The following is a 15347-nucleotide window of genomic DNA, read 5'->3' as shown; positions in this document are numbered from 1 at the left end:
TCGGCACTACCCTGCGCCTATGAGCATGCTCACTCCCCCCGGCATGGGCGGAAAGTACCGCATCACGGGTAGCGCGTACCCGCGGATGCGGCGTCCCCGAAAGCGCGGCCGGCTGGTCATCGCCCTCGTCGGTGCGATCGTGGCCCTCGGCCTGATCGGCTGGGGGACGGTCCAGCTCATCGACGTGTTCGGAGGCGGCGGCGGAAAGGCCAAGGCCGCCGCCGCCCACAAGAAGAACTGCCCCGCGCCCGCAGCGTCGGGCCGTCCGGCCCCCCTCGCCCTGCCGAAGCCCGCGCAGATCACCGTCAACGTCTACAACGCGACCGCGCGCGGCGGCCTCGCCAAATCGGTCGCCGACGAGCTGAAGAAGCGCGGCTTCACGATCGGCAAGGTCGGCAACGCGCCCGAGGAGTACGACAAGAAGGTCCCCGGCAACGGGGTGCTCCTCGGCGCGCCCACGGCGACCAGCGGGTCCTTCTCCGTGCTCGGTACGCAGCTCAAGGGCGCGACGCAGAAGACCGACACGCGCGAGACGCAGGACGTCGACCTGATCATCGGCACCACGTTCGCCAACCTGAACACGCCGAAGGACGCGGACACGGCCCTGGCCGCCCTGGCCAAGCCCGCACCCGCGCCCTCCGGAAAGTGCTGAACCTTCTGAACGCCCCCGGGCGCCCCCGTGCCCCCGGGCGCTACCGTGCGGCCCGAGCGCGGGCGTGCACACCCGCGCACCCGCGACACCCGCGCGCCCGAAACACCCTGATCGCGCTTGAAGGCGCTTGAACGCCCTGCACACGCTGGACACGCTGCACACCCTGGACACTCTGAGCGCGGGTGCCGAGAACGTACGGGACCGCCGACCAGGTCCGTCTCCGTCCGTCCGCTAGTCGGCGGTCCCGTACATCCGGTCGCCCGCGTCGCCCAGGCCCGGCACGATGTAGCCGTGCTCGTTCAGGCGCTCGTCGACCGAGGCGGTCACCACGGTCACCGGAGTGCCCGCCAGATCGCGCTCCATGACCTCCACGCCCTCGGGCGCGGCGAGCAGCACCACGGCCGTGACGTCGTCGGCACCGCGCTTGATCAGCTCGCGGATCGCGGCGACGAGCGTGCCGCCGGTCGCCAGCATCGGGTCGAGTACGTACACCTGACGGCCGGAAAGGTCCTCGGGCATCCGGGACGCGTACGTGGAGACCTCCAGGGTCTCCTCGTTGCGGATCATGCCCAGGAAGCCCACCTCGGCGGTCGGCAGCAGGCGCACCATGCCGTCGAGCATGCCGAGACCGGCCCGCAGGATCGGCACCACCAGCGGACGCGGGTACGAGAGCTTCACGCCCGTCGTCGGCGTCACCGGGGTCTCGATGTCCACCTGCTCGGTGCGCACGTCCCGGGTGGCCTCGTAGGCGAGCAGGGTGACCAGCTCGTCGGCGAGCCGCCGGAAGGTCGGGGAGTCGGTGCGCTTGTCGCGCAGCGTGGTGAGCTTGTGCGCCACGAGAGGGTGGTCGACGACATGGATCCGCATGACGACCACAGTAACCGGGGCACACGGGCCCCGCGTCCCACCCGCTCGTGGTGCGAGCTGGCGTCAATCAGCCGAACGGGGGGAAGGTGGGAAGGCACGAACCGAACCCGGGCGGTGTGAGCCAATGCCGGACGAGCACGACACGCAACAACGACGTGACCTTCCCCCACAGCCGGAGAGCGACGCGGACCGCAGGCGGCGACGCGCCCAGTTCCTGCGCGAACTGCACGAGGCGAAGGCGCTGCGCGACCGGGTACAGCCCCGGCGCGCCCGCGCGGCCCGTATGCGCCAGGCCATGCGCATGCGAACCTTCCGCTGGTGACCCGCGCAACCGGCACGCCGAAGCCCGCGGTCGTGGCCATCGGGAAGCCCTGACCGGGGCGCTCCGGGGACCGTGATCGCGAGGCGTCGGAACCCGTGATCGCGGCGACCGGGAAAACCCAACCGCGGAAGAACTCTCGCAACCGCGGTGTTTTCTGCCACGATTCCGAAGGAAGCCACAGCCGGGGGGACCTCCAACCGGCACGCCTATGACCAGTGGGAGAGTCACGGTGTACTTCGCCGCACTGCTCGCGCGCACCGAAGACGGGTGGGAAGCGAGCGACACAGAGCTCGACGACGTGGAGACGCTGTCGGACCTGGCCGATCTGGCCCGGGAAGCAGCAGCCGACGGGGCCGACGACACGGTGCTCGTCTTCATCGAGCAGGAGGACGCCTGGTTCGGCGTCGTCCGCGTCGACGGCGAGGAGGACCCCCGTGTCTTCGTCTCCAACGCCGCCGTCGCCGCCCGCTCCTCGTACGGGGCCATGCTCACCGAGGAACTGCTCGGCCACGACCAGGACGACGAGGAGGATGTGCTGGACACCCTTGACCTCGACGGCACGGAGGACGGTTACGACGACGAAGGGGCGGAAGGGGCCGAAGCGGGTGGGCCCGTGGACGAGCCGGACGACGGTGACGATCCGTCGGACGGCGGCGCGGCTCCGGCCGGCCCGCTCGGCGAGAGCGCGATCCTCGCCGACCTCGGGGTGAGCGAGCGCAGCCTCCTCGCGCTCGACGGCGACGCCCTCGTGACGATCGCGGACGCGCTGGGCGCGGCCGAGGTCCTGGAGGCCGTCCGCTAGTGCCCCACCCGCACGACCCCGTACGCGAACGATGGGTGGAGCCCATGCGCTCCGCCCTGGCCGGGGCAGCACGGGCCGAGTCGGCCGGCGATGTGCCGGTCGGCGCGGTCGTGCTCGCCGCGGACGGTTCGTTCCTCGCGTCCGGGCACAACGAACGCGAGGCGACGGGTGATCCGACCGCGCACGCCGAAGTCCTCGCGATCCGGCGCGCGGCCGGGGTGACGGGCGAGTGGCGGCTGACCGGCTGCACGCTCGTCGTCACCCTGGAGCCGTGCGTCATGTGCGCGGGCGCCATCGTGCAGTCCCGGCTCGACCGCGTCGTGTACGGCGCCCGCGACGAGAAGGCGGGCGCGGCCGGCTCCCTGTGGGACCTGGTACGCGACCAACGGCTCAACCACCGCCCCGAAGTCGTCCCCGGCGTGCTGGAAGAGGAGTGTTCGGCGCAGCTGACGGCGTTCTTCCGGCAGCGGTGACCGAGCTCTCGCCGAACCGATTTCAAACCACGGCCCACCTTGGGCTAAGCTCTCTCTCGGTAGCGTGTCCGAGCGGCCGAAGGAGCTCGCCTCGAAAGCGAGTGTGGGGAAACTCACCGAGGGTTCAAATCCCTCCGCTACCGCTCTCACACCCTCCTGAACTGCGGAAACGTGGTTCAGGAGGGTGTTTTGCGTGCGCCATGTTCGCCGCACGGCCGTGCGGTGCCGGTAGACGTGGGAAGCGCCGCCACCCCGCGCGCAACGCGCACGACGGCGGCCTCCGCAGCTGGGGGCCCTGGCGGCAGGACAGCTTCCCGACGGCCCGGCTTCCGTCTCGGTTTCACTTCACGCGGTGGCGACACTCTCCGCGCGCGCCTGGGTGATCCGCCGGTAGTCCTTGCCGGACAGGGCGACCGAACGGTCGAGACGGCCCGCGTTGAAGAAGAACTCCGGTTCTTCGAGGAGTCCGTGATCCACGATCAGCTCCAGACGCTCGTCGAAGGAGAACGGCAGGATCGTCCCCGTGACGGAACCCGACAGCTCCTCGGCGATCTCCTGGTCGGCGAAGCCCACATAGGTGCCGTCGTACAGCTTCTTGACCGCTTGCAGGTCGACCCGCTTGTCACCGGCGACCACCACGAGGGCGTAGCGCTTCACCTTCTTGCCGATCTTGACCATGACGACCAGGCACTTGGCGGCCTGGCCCAACTCGTGTCCGCGCAGCGCGCTCACCGCGTCCGTCGCGCCCTCCGGCTCATGCTCGATCAGCCGGTACGAGGCTCCCTGGTCCTCCAGCAGTTGGATCAGACGGGTGTACGCGCTCTCGGCCATCTGGGGCTTCTCCTCGCACCTGGGCAGTTCTTGCAGGGTGGGTGGCGCCACTACAGCACACCTGAATGAGGTGCCTGCTGACGCGCGTACAGAATCTCGCCATCACCAGACCCTCGACCACAGCACGCAACCGTCGCGGCAACCGTCGCGGGGACGGGCTCAACGGGGGAATCGCGCGCCATTACGAGCCGACGGAGGACCGCATCCGCAAGTCCGCAAGTCCGGGGCTTTACGGGACGTCGTCGGCGGGTGCGGGCGGCGGGGTGACGACGAGGTTGCCGATCATGCCGGGCGCGACCATGCCCGGCAGCAGGAGCCGCCACATCGCGCCGACCCGCTCGGGCAGGTCCTCCCGGTCGGTGTAGACCTGCGACATCACCTGCATGCCGGCGAACGCCCCGACGATGACGGCGGTGGCCTCGCCCAGGTCAAGGCCCGGCAGGATCTCGCCCTGCTTGCCGGCCTGCTCCAGGAGGCCGCGGATGGCCGCGCTCGACTCGTCGTACGGCGTGTTGACCGGGCGCGGGAAGGACGTCCTCTCCACGGCGAGACGCACGGTGGCGCGCAGTACCGGGTCACGCTGGAGCCGGCGGGCATACGCGAAGGTCAGGTCGATGACCGACTGCATCTTGATGGGCCGCTCGGGGGCGACGAGGGCGCCGGTGTGCGCGTCGAGCAGGGCGACCGCGATCGACTCCTTGGAGGGGAAGTGGTGATAGAGCGCACCCCGGGTCAGCCCACTGCGCGCCAGGATCTCGTTGGTGCTCGCCGCGTCGAACCCCCGGAGGTCGAAGACCTCGGCGGCGGCCTCCAGAATCGCCCGGCGCGATCGCGTGCCGCGTTCCTGTTTCGCCATGCCTGGATCCTCGCCACTCGCGACTTACGATACCGACCAGTCTGCATAATACGGGCCCGGACGGTGCCGCTCTGCGCTCACGGCCCTACGGGGTGCCCAGACGGAACCCGACGCCGCGGACCGTCACGATCCAGTGGTTCGAACCGAGTTTGCCGCGCACGCTGCTGACGTGCGTGTCGATGGTGCGGCCCTTGTGCGACCCGGAGTCGTCCCACACCTGCGCCATCAACTGCCGCCGCGAGATGACCGCGCGCGGCTGGACCGCGAGCATGTACAGCAGGTCGAACTCCTTGCGCGTGAGATCCACGGGCCGCCCGTGGATCGTGACCCTGCGGGTGTCCGCGTCGATGCGCAGGGGGCCGTGGTCGACGGTCCTGGCGGTCGGCGAGGGCCGGACGCGGCGCATCACGGCGCCGATACGGGCCAGCAGTTCGTGGAATCCGTAGGGCTTGACGATGTAGTCGTCCGAGCCGGCCTGCAATCCGAGCACCCGGTCGAGTTCGCTGCCGCGTGCCGTGACCGCGATGATCGGGATGTCACTCACCGCGCGGATGCCCCGGCAGACCTCCAGGCCGTCGAGGTCGGGCAGGTCGAGGTCGAGCAGCATCAGATCCGCCCGCCGGTGAGCCTGGAGCGCCTGGCTCCCCGTGGTCACGCCGTCGGCGCGGTACCCCCGCCGGATCAGGTCCTGGACCAGCGCGTTCGCGGAGGTTTCCTCCGCCTCCACGACCAGGATGCGCAGGGCCGGATACTCCGCCCGGATCTCCGGGCCTGGCACGGCCGGGCGGGCGTCCTCGCCCACGGGGTGACGGCGCGCAGCGCCATCGGATTCCGGTGCTGGTGCTGTGTGTTGGTTCATCTGTTCCCCTGGAGCGCTGCGTCGCTGCCGTCGCTGCTGTCGCCGTGTCGCTGCCGTCGCTGTCGTCGCGCCGTCGCTGTGTCGCTGCCGTCGCGAACTACCAAATGCTCGTATCGAAGTTCAGGTGCGCCGCGAAGATACCAAACAGACTTGTCTGTTTGTCAACGGTGATCCGAAGCCCGGACACGAGCAGGCAGAGCGCGTTCCAGAGGTGGCCTCTCGGCCCCATGACCTGGGCTGATGGCGATTCACGCCGGTCATCCCAGAGTGGCATGGGCGTCGTTCAGGCGGGCCGGGCATGATCAACCCGCCCCTGCACCCGCCTCGTTTGACGTTTTCTTTGCCTTACCCGACAGACCTGTCGGTATTTTGTCGAGCGTCGTTGTCGCCGACAGCGTTTGTTGAGCGTCGTTGTCGCCGACAGCGTTTGTTGAGCGTCGTTGTCGCAGACAGCGTTGAGCGTCGCTGTCGCAGACAGCAGGGGCAGCAGACATCAGGACGTTGCCCGGGGAGGGTTCGGCGCGAGCGATCCGGCAGGGATCGCCCCCGACCCCGCCCCGGCCCCCGGCTAGGCGGCGGGCGTCCAGGCGGCGACCAGGTCGAGCAGGCCGGGAAAGCGCTGGTTGAGGTCGTCGACGCGTACATGGCTGCGGCGTTCCAGGCCGTACTGGCGCTGCCTGGTCACGCCCGCCTCGCGCAGCGCCTTGAAGTGGTGAGTGAGGGAGGACTTGGGGCGGTCGAGTCCGAACCAGCCGCACGAGTGGTCGAAGTCCTGTGACTCCAGGAGCAGTTTGCGCACGATGCCCAGACGCAGGGGGTCACTGAGCGCTCCGAGCACGGTTTCCAGTCGCAGGTCGTCGACGGACGGCTCGGGAAGCGGCCGAGGCAGCCCGTCCGGCTCTGCGGGGGACTTGGTCGCGACCGCTCGCCGCTCTGTCGAAGGCATGGACCCACTCCTCGTCGTCGATGAGGGCGCCGTTGCCGACACCTTCAACCGCATTCCTTGTACGAGTTGAATCGTACTAGCTGCTAAGTTCGACTCAACTCGTACTGGAGCTTTCGGAGGGGACAGTCATGCCTGGGAGTCGAACCAAGGCCGCGACACAGGCCGCCGAGGTCTGCCGAACCGGGGCCGCGACCGCGGCCGCCGAGGCCCGCACCGCGGAGAGTCGGCGTAGTCGGCGTAGTCGGCGTAGTCGGCGCATGGAGGTGTGCCGCACGGAAGGCCGCCCCATGGAGAGCTGCCCCGCCGAGGCCCGCCGCACGGAGAGCCGGCGCATGGAGGCCTGCCGCACCGGGGGCCGTCCCGCCGAGAGCCGCCCGAGCGAGGCGGCCCGGGGGTCGGCCGTCGCGCGGCGGGCCCCGGCGCGCGAGGCGCCCGGCCGGTGGATCTGGCTGGCCGCGTGGCCGGTGACGGCGGTGTTCGTCCTGTCCAACGCGGCCACCCCGCTGTACGCCCTGTGGCAGCGCGACATCGGCTTCTCCAAGGGCACCCTCACCCTGATCTTCGCCTGCTACATCGTCGGCCTGATCGGCTCGCTGCTGGTCTCGGGCGTGCTCTCCGACCGGCTGGGCCGCAAACCCGTGCTGCTGCCCGCGCTCACCCTCGCCCTCGCCGCCTGCGCGATCTTCGCGACCGCGTCGTCGGTGGCCGCCCTGATGGCGGCCCGCCTGTTCACGGGCATCGCGGTCGGCGCCGCCGTCTCGGCCGGCATGGCCGCCGTCACCGACGTGGCCGGACCGGCACGCAAACGCCGTGCCGCCCTGCTCGCCTCGTGCGCGATGGTCTTCGGCGCAGGCCTCGGCCCGTTCCTGGCGGGCGTCCTGTCCGAGGCGCTGCCCGCGCCCACCGTCACGGTCTTCGTCGTCGAGGCGGCGCTCCTGCTCACCGCCCTCGTCACGGTCGTACGCATGCCCGTACGCCGTCCCGCCGGTCCCACGCGGGGCAGCTGGGTGCGCGTACCCGCGGTCCCGCGCGGCAACGGCGTTCAACTCGCCCTGGGGATCGCCGTGTTCGCCCCCGGCATCACGGCGACGTCCTTCGTCCTGTCCCTCGGGCCCTCGCTGCTCGCGGCCCTGCTCGGCACCACCAGCCGTACGGTGGCCGGAGGCATGGCCTTCGCGATGTTCCTCACGGCGACCGGGGTGCAGTTCGCGGTCCAGGCACTGCCCCGCCGCACGGTTTTGACCGCCGGAGCCGTGAACACCGCGCTCAGCATGGCCGCCCTCGCCACGGCGGTGCACACCTCGTCCGCCCCGCTGCTCATCGCCTCCGCGCTTCTCGCGGGCGCGGGCCAGGGCCTGGGCCAGCTGGGCGGCCTGTCGCTGCTCAACTCCGCCGTCCCGCCCCAGCGCCTGGCCGAGGCCAACGCGGCGCTCAATGTCGGAGGGTACGTACTGGCCGGCGTGCTGCCCGTGTCGGCGGGATACCTCAGCGACGCGGTGGGCCTCACCCGAGGGGCCACCCTCTTCGCCGCCGCTCTGATGACGCTGGCCGTCATCGGCGGGCTGGTGGTCCTCGCCCATCGCGACCGGGTGGCCGCCTGAGGCAATGCGAGGCCGTGCCCGGCGGACGGACGGGGGTGGGTACACGCCGCGCCCCGGAGTGTGGACACGAAGAAGCCCCGGTCGGGGAAGTGACCGGGGCTTCCACGTGGGGACGGGGGGAACGGCATCGGGGGGACAAGCCGTTCCCCCCGATGAGAACAGGACCTGCAAGCCCGCGCCGCGTTCAGGGGGAAGCCTGCGGCGCGGACCCCGCAGTGAGGTCCCGTTCCGCGCCCGCCGCATTCCTGCCAGATGGGGTGGACGCAAGAACCATCCTGCTCTCCCGTCACACCCGTACCGGCGGGCGAAGGACCTCGATCAGCGGGCCCTTGGTCCTTGAAGGCCTAGTGAGTGCGGGCGGGGCGGCGGTTAGACTCACCCGACCGCACAGGGGCGGCGCCGGGGAGGGGCTAAACACGGTGGACATCAAGAAGGTCCTGCTCTACATAGCCGTGGTCTTCGTGCTCTACACGATCATCACGTCGCCGGTGCAGGCCGCCGGGATGGTCCAGACCGGGTTCGAGGGCATTTCGAGCGCGGCCAAGGGCGTCGGAGAGTTCATGACGAACCTGATCCGCTGAGCCCGCCGGGCCGCCCGCCCCCTTCGGCCCCGGCGCCGCCGCCCGCAGTCGGCCGCAGTCGGCTGTACTCGCAGTCAGCCGTAGCCATACATAGCCATAGCTGTAGCCGTACGCATAGGCCACTGGGCCTCAGTCACAGCTCGCAGTCGTACTCGTAGTTCGCAGCCGTACTCGTAGGAGACCCCATGATCCGCCACCTGGTCCTTTTCAAGCTCAATGAGGGCGTGGAGCGCGATGACGAGCGGGTCGTCGCCGGCGTGAAGGCCTTCCAGGAGCTCGACGGGCTCGTTCCCGAGATCGAGTTCTGGGAGTGCGCCTGGAACATCACCGAGCGGCCGATCGCGTACGACTTCGCCATCAACTCCGCCGTGGCGGACGCGGACGCCCTGAAGCGCTACCTGGAGCACCCGGCGCACCAGGCGGCGGCCGGCCAGTGGCGCGAGTTCGCCACCTGGGTGATCGCCGACTACCCGTTCTGATTCCGTAGTCCGCGGTCTGCGGTCCGTGGTCCGTATGCCGCATGCGCTGTGGCCCCGCACCTGAGGTACGGGGCCTTTCGCATGCCCGGGTGCCGGGACGTCCGGGGTGCAGGCCGGCCTGCGCGGGGCCGCCGGGCCCGTTCGAGTACCGCCATGGCCGAGCGGTGAGGGCGGCCACCATCGCTACCGGAGCGGCCTCCGTACGGAGAACTCGTTCCCGTCCGGGTCCAGCAGCAGAGCCCGGCCGTCCCCGGCCGCATCGGCGTGTGTCGCCCCGAGGCCAACGCAGTGCCCGGCTCCAGAAGAGGCCGACTTCCCGCGTGCCGTCGCAGGCCAGCGCTCCGATGAAACCGGTGTCCGCGAGGAACGCGTTGCCCGGCTCGATGACGCAGAACTCGTTGCCGTCCGGGTCGGCCAGCACCACGTGGCCGTCTTCCGGGAGTTGACCCACGTCGACGGGGTGCGCGCCGAGCTCCAACGCCCTGGCCACCGTTTGACGCTGGTCTTCCGGGGAGGTGCTGGTCAGGTCGAAATGTGCCCGGTTCCGACCGGTCTTCGGCTCCTGGCCCGGCCGGGACCGGATGCGGAACCCGGCGGCGTCGGGCGGCAGGATCATGGCCTCGCCGTCCCGGCCCTCGGCCAACTCCCGGCCCAGCGTCGCGGACCAGAACCGCGCCAGCTCCGGCGGCCGGGTCGCGTTGAAGCAGATCGCGGACAGCCGACTGGTCATACCCCGCCCCTCTCCGGTCCGCCGACGCCCGCACGACGCCCGCACGGCGCCCGCCCCTACCCGCAACTCGCCCGGGCGAACGCGCGGACCCCTGGGCCTTTCGGACCCGCGAGCACGGACGCCCCTCGGACGCCCGGACCCTCGGACCCGCGGCCCCTCGGACCCGCGGCCCCTCGGACCCGCGAGCGCAGCCTAGGACCGCCCCGCCCCGCCCGCACCCGGGTTTCCGCCGAAGCCACCTCGCACGTCAGCACCCGGCGCGGCACTGCGAGACCAAGACCGTCACCCTCCGTGCGGGGCCATCTGCCCCAACTTGCCCACAACACGTGGTTATACGGTGCTTGCACACAGTGGACATGTCTTGTGATGCTATGACCGCTTTTGACGGATGAGTTGACCGAGGACCAAGACCAAGGACTAAGGGGTGGCGTGACCGTGCCGGCCAGTACTACGCCTCAAGTGCCGCCCCAGAACGAGCCCCAGGACGCCCCCGACGTGCCCGCCCAGGACTCGGAAGGCCCCAGGAGCATCGTCAGAACCGCCTCCACCCGGGGCGCGGACACCCGCGCGCTCACCCAGGTGCTGTTCGGCCAGCTCAAGACCCTCGAACCGGGCACGCCCGAGCACGACCGCGTGCGCGGGGCGCTGATCGAGGCGAACCTGCCGCTCGTGCGGTACGCGGCCGCCCGGTTCCGCTCCCGCAACGAGCCGATGGAGGACGTCGTCCAGGTCGGCACCATCGGGCTGATCAACGCGATCGACCGCTTCGACCCGGACCGTGGCGTGCAGTTCCCCACCTTCGCGATGCCCACCGTCGTGGGCGAGATCAAGCGGTACTTCCGCGACAACGTACGCACCGTGCACGTCCCGCGCCGACTGCACGAACTCTGGGTGCAGGTGAACGGCGCCACCGAGGACCTGACGACCCTGCACGGGCGCTCGCCCACCACGGGCGAGATCGCCGAGCGCCTGAGGATCGGCGAGGACGAGGTGCTGGCCTGCATCGAGGCGGGCCGCTCGTACCACGCGACCTCCCTGGAGGCCGCCCAGGAGGGCGACGGGCTGCCCGGCCTGCTGGACCGGCTCGGCTACGAGGACCCCGCGCTCGCCGGGGTCGAACACCGCGACCTCGTCCGCCACCTCCTCGTGCAGCTGCCCGAACGCGAACAGCGGATCCTCATGCTCCGCTACTACAGCAACCTCACGCAGTCCCAGATCAGTCAGGAACTGGGAGTCTCGCAAATGCATGTGTCAAGGCTTCTGGCCAGGAGCTTCGCCCGACTTCGATCCGCAAATCGAATCGAGGCATGACCGGATCGAGTGATCGGGCCCCCTGACACCCTCCAGGCAAAATTTTCGCCCGGAAAGTTCCACACCCCCTGCTTCCTGCACGTACTCCGGACCGCCTTGTCGACATGTCACTACAGCGTGTTGCCGACATGTGACATTCTGCTGAAACCGCGTTTGCCGCAGCCTCGCGTCCGGTATTCAGGTGGAGGCTGCTTCCTCCGATGGTCGTGGCCCAACGCGACCGTCCGCGACCGCCGCAACTTCCAGGGGGTTGGCATGTCCGCAGAAGAGGGCAGCTCGAAGGTGCTCACGCTCACCAAGAGCGCACCAGCACCCATCGTGCACCGACACGCCGCAAACACCGCACCCATCGACACCCGCACACTGTCCCGCTCCCTGTTCCTGCGCCTGGCCACGCTGAACACCGACAGTCCGGAGCGGACCTACGTACGCGACACGCTCATCGAGCTCAACCTGCCGCTCGTGCGGTACGCGGCTGCCAGGTTCCGCAGCCGCAACGAGCCGATGGAGGACATCGTCCAGGTCGGCACCATCGGGCTGATCAAGGCGATCGACCGCTTCGACTGCGAACGGGGCGTGGAATTCCCCACGTTCGCGATGCCCACGGTGGTCGGCGAGATCAAGCGGTTCTTCCGTGACACCTCCTGGTCGGTGCGGGTGCCGCGCCGTCTCCAGGAGCTGCGGCTCGCCCTCACCAAGGCCAGCGACGAGCTCGCCCAGAAGCTGGACCGCTCGCCGACCGTGCCCGAACTGGCTGCCGTACTCGGCGTGTCCGAGGAGGACGTGGTCGACGGGCTCGCCGTCGGCAACGCCTACACCGCGTCCTCGCTCGACTCGCCCGCCACCGAGGACGACGGCGGCGAGGGCTCGCTCGCGGACCGGCTCGGCTACGAGGACACGGCGCTCGAAGGCGTCGAGTACCGCGAATCCCTCAAGCCGCTGCTCGCCAAACTCCCGCCCAGGGAACGGCAGATCATCATGCTCCGCTTCTTCGCGAACATGACGCAGTCGCAGATCGGCGAGGAGGTCGGCATCTCGCAGATGCACGTCTCGCGCCTGCTGACCCGCACGCTCGCCCAGCTCCGCGAGGGCCTGATCTCCGACTGAGAGCGGGCTCACAGCACCACGCGCCGGGACCGCGCGCCCTCAACGAGGGCCGCACCCTGGTTAATTGACGTACCGTCAGACACACTGACGCGATGCGACGACGACGTGCTGCGCTGATCGGAGTCTCGGCGACGGTGGTGCTCGGCCTCGGCGGCACTCTGGCCGCGTGCGCCGACGGCGGGGGCCGGACCGGTTACGTCGCGGTGGGCGCCGCGGGCACCGGCCCTTCCGCACCGGGTCACGCGGTGCCGCCGAACGGCAGCGTGGAACTCGTCCCATTGGACGGCTCGGCTAGCCCGGGCGGGCCCGGCGGCTCCGGTGACCCAGGTGGGTCGGGCGGCTCGGCCGCGTCGGCATCGTCCGGTACGACGGGTACGACGGGTACGTCCGCGCCGCCTTCCGGCCCAGGGGACCTCGCCGGACCGGGGTCCTCCGGGGGCGCCAAGTCAGCGCCAGGGAACGGCCGTTCATCGTCGGTCGGCCCCTCACCAAACGCGCCCACGCCACCTTCGGCGCCGCCCGGAGACTCGTCCGGCACACCCTCCGCACCCACCAGGCCCACTCCGCCCGCGCCACCCACACCTCCCGCGCCGCCTGCGGGACCCGCCGTGCTCAGCGTTGGAGCGCCGAGCCGTGCGGCGGGGGATCACCGGTGGTGCGAGAACGTCACCGTGCAGTTCCGCAACACGGGGGGTACGGCGGTGAGGTCGGGCAGCGTGGTGTTCGCGACGCACGTCATCGGGTTGCTCGGGGTGGACTGGGCAACCATCAAGTCCAGCCGGCCGTTGCCGCTCCCGATCGCCGCCGGGGCGGTTGTCTCGCGTACGTACGAGGTGTGCGTGGAGGCTTGGCGGGTGCCGCTGGGAATGCGGGTGGAGACGCGGTCGGCCACGGCGAACTGGCAGTAGCCCAGCGCCCGGGCTCCCGCGCGCGGTCACAGCGACGCTTCGTGGTGCGCGCCCTGCTCACCGAGGAGGTGCTCCCTGCCCCAGGCGCCCAGGGGGCTCAATGCCTCATTCAAGGAGACACCGAGCGGGGTCAGGGCGTAGGTGACACGGCGTACCGCCCCCTCGAACGCCTCTTCCCGGACGACGATGCGATCGCCCTCCAACTCCCGCAGATGCGAGGTGAGCACCTTCTCGGTGACGCCGGGGATGCCACGCCTCAGCTCACCGAACCGGCTGGGCCCTCCCGCCAGCGCCCACAGGATGAGCACCTTCCACTTGCCACCGACCACGTCGATCGCCGCGTCGATGCCGCACACGTAAGCGTCCCGCCTGGTCATCCCCCCACTTTAAGGTAACCACCCACAAAAGAGTGGGTACTTGATCATGGGTTCGGGCGTGCACGAGCCTGATCGGCATGGACACCCACAGCACTTCCACCCACAGCACGTCCAAGACCCCCCGCACGACGTCCAAGGCTCCCCTCACGCTCCTTGGCCTCGGCGACATGGGCACCGCGCTTGCCCGCGCCTGGCTGACTGCGGGGCACCCTCTGACCGTCTGGAACCGCTCCCCGAAAAGGGCCGAACCGCTGGCTGGAGAGGGTGCCCGGGTGGTCGACACCCCGGCCGAGGCGGTAGCTTCGGCTACCGGTCCCATCGTCCTTTGCCTGGTGGACGACGCCTCCGTAGGCGAGGTGTTGGACGGCACCGACCTCCTCGGCAAGGACCTGGTCAACTTGACCACAAGCACCCCCGCCCAGGCCCAGCAGCGCGCCCGCTGGGCCGAGGAGCGCGGGGCCCGTTTCCTGGACGGCGGGATCATGGCCGTCCCCCCGATGATCGGCCGGCCGGAGAGCGGCGGCTACATCTTCTACAGCGGCGACCCCACGCTGTTCGAACGCCACCGCGACGCGCTGGCCGCTCCCGCCGACGCGAAGTTCGTCGGCGAGGACCCCGGCCACGCGGCGCTGCACGACATCGCCCTGCTCAGCGCGATGACCGGCATGTTCGCCGGTATCACGCACGCTTTTGCCTTGGTGGGCCCCGAGAAGGACCTCGACCGGGCTCGTTTCGCCACGCTGCTCGCGCAGTGGCTCGGCGCCATGGCCGGAGCCGCCGACGGCATGGCCGCTCAGCTGGAAAGCGGCCACTACACCGAGGGTGTCACTTCCAACCTCGCCATGATGACGGCGGCCAACGACACCCTCCTGGCCACGGCGCAGGACCAGTCCGTCGATCCTCGGCTTCTCACCCCCTATATGGAGCTGATGCGCCACAGGGTGGCCCAGGGCCACGGCGACGAGGGCCTGGCGGGCACCGTCGGCCTGCTCGGCAACGAATGACGGCGCACGCGTTACGCAGCGTCGCGTGACGGCTCCCGACCGGAGCCCTTACGTCATGCCGAGGCGCAGAACGGCGCGCCCCGCCAGGCGAGTTGGAGCGCGGAGGAGCAGCGCAAGCACCCCCGCATGTCCCGTGGACCGGGCGGATCGGGGGTGCGGGGAACAGCGCAAGCACCCCCGCACGTCCTGCGGGCCGGGGATGTCAGGGGTGCGGGGAAACGCGCGGGTGGGCGCCCGCGCAGTCAGGCGGGCGCCCGCGCAGTCACGGGTCGTGTGACGTCAGGTCGTGTGACGGCAGGTCGTGTGACGTTTAGGTCGTGTGACGTCAGCCCAGCGCCAGCCAGGCCACCGCCGCGAGGATCACGATCACGGCGACCACGCCGACGATCAGGCCGACGCGCGGCCCGGCCGAGGCTGCGGGCGCCGGGGCGGCGGCCGGCCGGCCGCCCTGGGGCGCACCCTCGTCGACGAAGGCGCGGAACATCTGGGTGGAGCCCGCCGGGTCGTGGTTGCCCTCGGGACCCTGGGGTGCGTGGGGGTTGTGTGCCATGGGGCAGGACCCTAGCGAAGTTGGAGGTCCCGCCCAACCCCCGCCCCCGCGCAGCCGCACGCGCAGCCACCCGCGCGGCCACCCACGCGAG

18 protein-coding genes, 1 tRNA gene and 1 pseudogene are annotated in these 15347 nt (G+C 70.5%); 11 read left to right on the top strand and 9 right to left on the bottom strand.

The features are described 5' to 3' along the window. Positions 1-19: 19 nt before the first annotated feature. Positions 20-652 (top strand): LytR C-terminal domain-containing protein, encoded by a 633-nt coding sequence (locus ACGFW5_RS10955; protein WP_393833870.1) that lies wholly within the window; start codon positions 20-22, stop codon positions 650-652. Between the two features lie 231 nt (positions 653-883). Here ACGFW5_RS10955 and upp read toward each other — a convergent pair whose 3' ends face one another. Then, a complete protein-coding gene (gene upp, locus ACGFW5_RS10950; RefSeq protein ID WP_393833869.1) occupies positions 884-1519 on the bottom strand; it encodes a uracil phosphoribosyltransferase in 636 nt (211 codons plus the stop codon). A gap of 124 nt (positions 1520-1643) precedes the next feature. Here upp and ACGFW5_RS10945 point away from each other — a divergent pair, with 124 nt between their 5' ends. The 4 genes from ACGFW5_RS10945 to ACGFW5_RS10930 all read left to right on the top strand — a co-directional run bounded on the left by ACGFW5_RS10945 (position 1644) and on the right by ACGFW5_RS10930 (position 3259). Next, positions 1644-1841: a hypothetical protein gene (locus ACGFW5_RS10945; RefSeq protein ID WP_393833868.1), complete on the top strand. Its 198-nt coding sequence runs from the start codon at positions 1644-1646 to the stop codon at positions 1839-1841. Between the two features lie 229 nt (positions 1842-2070). Then, positions 2071-2643, top strand: coding sequence for a hypothetical protein (locus ACGFW5_RS10940; RefSeq protein WP_393833968.1), 573 nt, complete (start codon positions 2071-2073; stop codon positions 2641-2643). A 44-nt stretch (positions 2644-2687) separates the two neighbouring features. Further along, on the top strand, positions 2688-3116 hold the full coding sequence (gene tadA / locus ACGFW5_RS10935; RefSeq protein WP_393833867.1) for a tRNA adenosine(34) deaminase TadA: 429 nt from the start codon (positions 2688-2690) through the stop codon (positions 3114-3116). Positions 3117-3174: 58 nt separating this feature from the next. Next, positions 3175-3259, top strand: a tRNA-Ser gene (locus ACGFW5_RS10930). A 202-nt stretch (positions 3260-3461) separates the two neighbouring features. Here the strand turns inward: ACGFW5_RS10930 and ACGFW5_RS10925 are convergent. From ACGFW5_RS10925 to ACGFW5_RS10910, 4 genes are all read right to left on the bottom strand, one after another. Next, positions 3462-3947: a YbaK/EbsC family protein gene (locus ACGFW5_RS10925; protein WP_393833967.1), complete on the bottom strand. Its 486-nt coding sequence runs from the start codon at positions 3945-3947 to the stop codon at positions 3462-3464. A 229-nt stretch (positions 3948-4176) separates the two neighbouring features. After that, on the bottom strand, positions 4177-4803 hold the full coding sequence (locus ACGFW5_RS10920; protein ID WP_393833866.1) for a ScbR family autoregulator-binding transcription factor: 627 nt from the start codon (positions 4801-4803) through the stop codon (positions 4177-4179). An 85-nt stretch (positions 4804-4888) separates the two neighbouring features. Continuing rightward, positions 4889-5662, bottom strand: a complete 774-nt coding sequence (locus ACGFW5_RS10915; protein ID WP_393833865.1) for a response regulator transcription factor — start codon at positions 5660-5662, stop codon at positions 4889-4891. Between the two features lie 568 nt (positions 5663-6230). Further along, positions 6231-6608, bottom strand: a complete 378-nt coding sequence (locus ACGFW5_RS10910) for an ArsR/SmtB family transcription factor (protein ID WP_393833864.1) — start codon at positions 6606-6608, stop codon at positions 6231-6233. Positions 6609-6895: 287 nt separating this feature from the next. On the opposite strand from ACGFW5_RS10910, the gene ACGFW5_RS10905 reads away from it, so the two are divergent. The 3 genes from ACGFW5_RS10905 (at position 6896) to ACGFW5_RS10895 (ending at position 9269) form a co-directional block, all read left to right on the top strand. Then, entirely contained in the window at positions 6896-8209 is a 1314-nt protein-coding gene (locus ACGFW5_RS10905) for an MFS transporter (protein ID WP_393833863.1), read from the top strand. 419 nt (positions 8210-8628) lie between these two features. Next, positions 8629-8790, top strand: a complete 162-nt coding sequence (locus tag ACGFW5_RS10900) for a hypothetical protein (RefSeq protein ID WP_167158291.1) — start codon at positions 8629-8631, stop codon at positions 8788-8790. A 185-nt stretch (positions 8791-8975) separates the two neighbouring features. Beyond that, on the top strand, positions 8976-9269 hold the full coding sequence (locus ACGFW5_RS10895) for a Dabb family protein (RefSeq protein WP_393833862.1): 294 nt from the start codon (positions 8976-8978) through the stop codon (positions 9267-9269). A gap of 277 nt (positions 9270-9546) precedes the next feature. Here ACGFW5_RS10895 and ACGFW5_RS10890 read toward each other — a convergent pair. Further along, positions 9547-9999, bottom strand: a pseudogene (locus ACGFW5_RS10890) (VOC family protein); the annotation flags it as partial. A gap of 435 nt (positions 10000-10434) precedes the next feature. Here ACGFW5_RS10890 and ACGFW5_RS10885 point away from each other — a divergent pair. Next, the gene (locus tag ACGFW5_RS10885; protein ID WP_393833966.1) at positions 10435-11310 is read left to right on the top strand and encodes an RNA polymerase sigma factor SigF; all 876 of its coding nucleotides are present in this window, start codon (positions 10435-10437) and stop codon (positions 11308-11310) included. A 255-nt stretch (positions 11311-11565) separates the two neighbouring features. Beyond that, complete coding sequence (locus ACGFW5_RS10880; RefSeq protein ID WP_393833861.1) at positions 11566-12417, top strand: RNA polymerase sigma factor SigF; 852 nt, start codon at positions 11566-11568, stop codon at positions 12415-12417. A gap of 646 nt (positions 12418-13063) precedes the next feature. Here ACGFW5_RS10880 and ACGFW5_RS10875 read toward each other — a convergent pair. Then, positions 13064-13309, bottom strand: a complete 246-nt coding sequence (locus ACGFW5_RS10875) for a hypothetical protein (protein WP_393833860.1) — start codon at positions 13307-13309, stop codon at positions 13064-13066. Between the two features lie 42 nt (positions 13310-13351). Continuing rightward, on the bottom strand, positions 13352-13702 hold the full coding sequence (locus ACGFW5_RS10870; protein ID WP_393833859.1) for a winged helix-turn-helix transcriptional regulator: 351 nt from the start codon (positions 13700-13702) through the stop codon (positions 13352-13354). A gap of 77 nt (positions 13703-13779) precedes the next feature. Here ACGFW5_RS10870 and ACGFW5_RS10865 point away from each other — a divergent pair, with 77 nt between their 5' ends. After that, positions 13780-14706, top strand: coding sequence for an NAD(P)-dependent oxidoreductase (locus tag ACGFW5_RS10865; RefSeq protein ID WP_393833858.1), 927 nt, complete (start codon positions 13780-13782; stop codon positions 14704-14706). 325 nt (positions 14707-15031) lie between these two features. Here the strand turns inward: ACGFW5_RS10865 and ACGFW5_RS10860 are convergent, their stop codons facing one another. Next, positions 15032-15256, bottom strand: coding sequence for a hypothetical protein (locus ACGFW5_RS10860; RefSeq protein WP_393833857.1), 225 nt, complete (start codon positions 15254-15256; stop codon positions 15032-15034). Between the last annotated feature and the right edge of the window lie 91 nt (positions 15257-15347).

The sequence above is a fragment of the Streptomyces sp. NPDC048416 genome (genome assembly GCF_043200435.1).
Lineage (GTDB): Bacteria > Actinomycetota > Actinomycetes > Streptomycetales > Streptomycetaceae > Streptomyces.
The sequence above is the reverse complement of the archived record's forward strand: the minus strand, read 5'-3'. Positions and strand labels throughout refer to the sequence as shown.

Coding starts and splice junctions, on each gene's coding strand:
- ACGFW5_RS10955 (WP_393833870.1), top strand. CDS start 20: ATGAGCATGCTCACTCCCCCCGGCATGGGCGGAAAGTACCGCATCACG.
- upp (WP_393833869.1), bottom strand. CDS start 1,519: ATGCGGATCCATGTCGTCGACCACCCTCTCGTGGCGCACAAGCTCACC.
- ACGFW5_RS10945 (WP_393833868.1), top strand. CDS start 1,644: ATGCCGGACGAGCACGACACGCAACAACGACGTGACCTTCCCCCACAG.
- tadA (WP_393833867.1), top strand. CDS start 2,688: ATGCGCTCCGCCCTGGCCGGGGCAGCACGGGCCGAGTCGGCCGGCGAT.
- ACGFW5_RS10925 (WP_393833967.1), bottom strand. CDS start 3,947: ATGGCCGAGAGCGCGTACACCCGTCTGATCCAACTGCTGGAGGACCAG.
- ACGFW5_RS10920 (WP_393833866.1), bottom strand. CDS start 4,803: ATGGCGAAACAGGAACGCGGCACGCGATCGCGCCGGGCGATTCTGGAG.
- ACGFW5_RS10915 (WP_393833865.1), bottom strand. CDS start 5,662: ATGAACCAACACACAGCACCAGCACCGGAATCCGATGGCGCTGCGCGC.
- ACGFW5_RS10910 (WP_393833864.1), bottom strand. CDS start 6,608: ATGCCTTCGACAGAGCGGCGAGCGGTCGCGACCAAGTCCCCCGCAGAG.
- ACGFW5_RS10905 (WP_393833863.1), top strand. CDS start 6,896: ATGGAGAGCTGCCCCGCCGAGGCCCGCCGCACGGAGAGCCGGCGCATG.
- ACGFW5_RS10895 (WP_393833862.1), top strand. CDS start 8,976: ATGATCCGCCACCTGGTCCTTTTCAAGCTCAATGAGGGCGTGGAGCGC.
- ACGFW5_RS10880 (WP_393833861.1), top strand. CDS start 11,566: ATGTCCGCAGAAGAGGGCAGCTCGAAGGTGCTCACGCTCACCAAGAGC.
- ACGFW5_RS10870 (WP_393833859.1), bottom strand. CDS start 13,702: ATGACCAGGCGGGACGCTTACGTGTGCGGCATCGACGCGGCGATCGAC.
- ACGFW5_RS10865 (WP_393833858.1), top strand. CDS start 13,780: ATGGACACCCACAGCACTTCCACCCACAGCACGTCCAAGACCCCCCGC.
- ACGFW5_RS10860 (WP_393833857.1), bottom strand. CDS start 15,256: ATGGCACACAACCCCCACGCACCCCAGGGTCCCGAGGGCAACCACGAC.